Annotated in this window: 3 protein-coding genes and 1 pseudogene; all 4 read right to left on the reverse strand. The window is 70.7% G+C overall.

Translation table 11 applies throughout. The annotated features are described in order from the left end of the window. Positions 1-254: pseudogene (locus AC27KI_RS21455) on the reverse strand (urease accessory protein UreF); the annotation flags it as partial. An 11-nt stretch (positions 255-265) separates the two neighbouring features. Continuing rightward, positions 266-946, reverse strand: coding sequence for an urease accessory protein UreE (ureE, locus tag AC27KI_RS21460; protein ID WP_487115734.1), 681 nt, complete (start codon positions 944-946; stop codon positions 266-268). A gap of 8 nt (positions 947-954) precedes the next feature. Then, positions 955-2,697, reverse strand: coding sequence for an urease subunit alpha (ureC, locus tag AC27KI_RS21465; RefSeq protein ID WP_284402365.1), 1,743 nt, complete (start codon positions 2,695-2,697; stop codon positions 955-957). A 51-nt stretch (positions 2,698-2,748) separates the two neighbouring features. After that, on the reverse strand, positions 2,749-3,081 hold the full coding sequence (locus AC27KI_RS21470) for an urease subunit beta (RefSeq protein ID WP_272564743.1): 333 nt from the start codon (positions 3,079-3,081) through the stop codon (positions 2,749-2,751). Positions 3,082-3,250: the final 169 nt, after the last annotated feature.

The following is a 3,250-nucleotide window of genomic DNA, read 5'->3' on the forward strand; positions in this document are numbered from 1 at the left end:
GCGGCCAGGGCCTGCTGCAGCACGGCCATGTCGCCGCGCGCCTGGGTGAGCTGCAGTTGCGCGGCCAGCCATTCGGCGGCGGAGGCTTCGGTGGTGACGCCGGCGCGCTCCACCGCCACTTCCAGCCCTTCGGAGTACGAGAACCCGCCCACCGGCAGCGCCGGCGAGGCCAGCCAGATGAGCTGCAGCAGGCTGGCGGCGGGCAGGGCCGTGGGGGCTTGGGGTGGTGGGGCGTTGCAGTCGGGGGCCGTCATCCCGGCGTCAATCAAGGGTGGTGGTGCGGGTGATCGCACTTCGCATGGTCATGGTCGTGGCCATGGGCGTGCGCATCGCCGTGATCGTGGCCATGGCTTGCATGGCGGTGCCCATGGTCATGCCCGTCGCCGTGCGCGGGGCCGGCGGCGTCGTGCGAAGGGGCTGCATGGTCGTGGTCGTGGCTATGGTCATGGCCGTGGTGCCCGTGCCCATGGTGCCCGTGCCCATGGTGCCCGCCCGCCGCATAGGCGCCGCCCTCGGGCTCGAAGGGGGCCTCGATCGCGTTCACGATGAGGTGCATGGCGCGCAGCATGTCGGCCAGCACGTGGTCGGGCTCGATCTGCAGGTGGGTGGGCGTGAGTTCGATGGGCACGTGCCGGTTGCCCAGGTGGTAGGCGGCGCGGGTCAGATCGAAGGGGGTGCCGTGGTGGGCGCAATGGGTGATGCGCAGCACCGCCTGGGGCGCGGCGATCACGCGGACCAGGGCGCCGTCCTCGGCCACCAGCACGTCGCCGCCGCGCACGGCGGTGCCCCGGGGCAGGAAAATGCCCAGCTCCCGCCCGGTGGAGTCGGTAGCGGCGAAGCGGCTTTTCTGGCGCGTGTCCCAGTCGAGTTCGAGGGTGGCGGCGCGCTTGACGAGCACGGGCGCGAGGCCCTTGCCCTGGGCGATGAGTTTGGAGACTTGAAGCATGCGTGCGATCAGAACAGAAAGTAGCGCTGCGCCATGGGCAGCACGGTCGCGGGCTCGCAGGTGAGCAGCTGGCCGTCGGCGCGCACGGTGTAGGTCTGCGCGTCGATCTCCATGCGCGGCGTGTAGTGGTTGTGCACCATGTGCTGCTTGCGCACGCCGCGCACGCCGCGCACGGCGCTGAGTTGCTTGGCCAGGCCGAAGCGCTCGCCGATGCCCGCGGCCAGCCCGGCCTGCGACACGAAGGTGAGCGAGGTGCGGGCCAGCGCACCGCCGAAGGCGCCGAACATGGGCCGGTAGTGCACGGGCTGCGGCGTGGGGATGGAGGCGTTGGGGTCGCCCATGGCGGCCATGGCGATGAAGCCGCCCTTCAGGATCATGGCGGGCTTGACGCCGAAGAAGGCGGGCTTCCAGATCACGATGTCGGCCCACTTGCCCACCTCCAGGCTGCCCACCTCGTGGCTGATGCCGTGGGCGATGGCGGGGTTGATGGTGTACTTGGCCACGTAGCGCTTGATGCGCGTGTTGTCGTTGCGCGCGGTGTCGCCGTCCAGCGTGCCGCGCTGCGCTTTCATCTTGTGGGCCGTCTGCCAGGTGCGCAGGATGACCTCGCCCACGCGGCCCATGGCCTGGCTGTCGCTGCTCATCATGCTGATGGCGCCCAGGTCGTGCAGCACGTCTTCGGCCGCGATGGTTTCCTTGCGGATGCGGCTCTCCGCGAAGGCCAGGTCTTCGGCGATGGAGGCGTCCAGGTGGTGGCACACCATGAGCATGTCCACATGCTCGTCCAGCGTGTTCACCGTGTAGGGCATGGTGGGGTTGGTGGAAGACGGCAGAAAGTTCGCCTCGCCCACCACACGCAGGATGTCGGGCGCATGCCCGCCGCCCGCGCCTTCGGTGTGGAAGGCGCAGATGCCGCGGCCCGCCACGGCGGCGATGGTGTTCTCGACGAAGCCGCTCTCGTTGAGCGTGTCGGAGTGGATGGCGACCTGCGTGTCGGTGGCGTCGGCCACGTCCAGGCAGTTGCTGATGGCCGCGGGCGTGGTGCCCCAGTCCTCGTGCAGCTTGAGGCCGATCACGCCCGCGTCGATCTGCTCGTGCAGCGCGTCGGGCAGGCTGGCGTTGCCCTTGCCCAGAAAGCCGAGGTTCATGGGAAAGGCGTCGGCCGCCTGCAGCATGCGCTCGATGTTCCAGGGCCCCGAGGTGCAGGTGGTGGCCAGCGTGCCGGTGGCCGGGCCGGTGCCGCCGCCCAGCATGGTGGTCACGCCCGACGCCAGGGCCTCTTCGATCTGCTGCGGGCAGATGAAATGGATGTGGCTGTCGATGCCGCCCGCCGTGACGATGTTGCCCTCGCAGCTGATGATCTCGGTGCCGGGGCCGATGACGATGTCCACGCCGGGCTGCGTGTCGGGGTTGCCGGCCTTGCCGATGGCGGCGATGCGCCCGCCCTTCAGGCCGATGTCGGCCTTGACGATGCCCCAGTGGTCCAGGATGAGCGCGTTGGTCAGCACCGTGTCCATGGCGCCCCCGGCCGTGGGGCCGGTGCCCTGGCCGTCGCGCGTGCGCTGGCCCTGCGCCATGCCGTCGCGGATGGTCTTGCCGCCGCCGAACTTCACCTCTTCGCCATAGGCGCCGGCGCGCAGCGTGTAGTCCTGCTCCACCTCGGCGATGAGCCCGGTGTCGGCCAGGCGCACGCGGTCTCCGACGGTGGGGCCGAACATCTCGGCATAGGCGCGTTTGGACACAGTGGCCATGGGAATGCTCTCCAGCTCTCGGGCGGTTCGAAAAAGGAATGGTGTCGGGGTTCAGGCGGCGGCCGGGGCCGGCGGCTCGCCCAGCGGCCCCTGCGTGAGGCCCCGAAAGCCGTACACCGTGCGGTCGCCCGCGTAGTCCACCAGCTCCACGGTGCGCTGCTGGCCGGGCTCGAAGCGCACGGCCGTGCCGCTGGCGATGTTCAGCCGCATGCCGCGCGCGGCGTCGCGGTCGAAGCCGAGCGCGCCGTTGGTCTCGGCGAAGTGGTAGTGCGAGCCGACCTGGATCGGCCGGTCGGCGGTGTTGCGCACCACCAGGGTGAGGGTGCGGCGGCCGGTGTTGAGCGCGTGCTCGCCGTCGTCGATGAGGAGTTCGCCGGGGATCATGGGGTGGGCTCGCAGTGGATGGTGCAGTGGTCGATGCGTTGGGCCGCTCAGGCCATGCGCACGAGCAGCGTGGCGCCCAGCAGCGCGGTCGAGGCGCCCGCCACCACGGCCAGCCAGCGGTGGCGCGCCACCACGGCATGGCCCAGGGCGATGCCGGCGGCGTGCAGCG

The organism is Acidovorax sp. KPB24-03 (assembly GCF_057546605.1).

What these genes read in the sequence shown, in the direction of transcription:
- ureC (WP_284402365.1), bottom strand. Translation starts at nt 2,697, where the DNA reads ATGGCCACTGTGTCCAAACGCGCCTATGCCGAGATGTTCGGCCCCACC.
- AC27KI_RS21470 (WP_272564743.1), bottom strand. Translation starts at nt 3,081, where the DNA reads ATGATCCCCGGCGAACTCCTCATCGACGACGGCGAGCACGCGCTCAAC.
- ureE (WP_487115734.1), bottom strand. Translation starts at nt 946, where the DNA reads ATGCTTCAAGTCTCCAAACTCATCGCCCAGGGCAAGGGCCTCGCGCCC.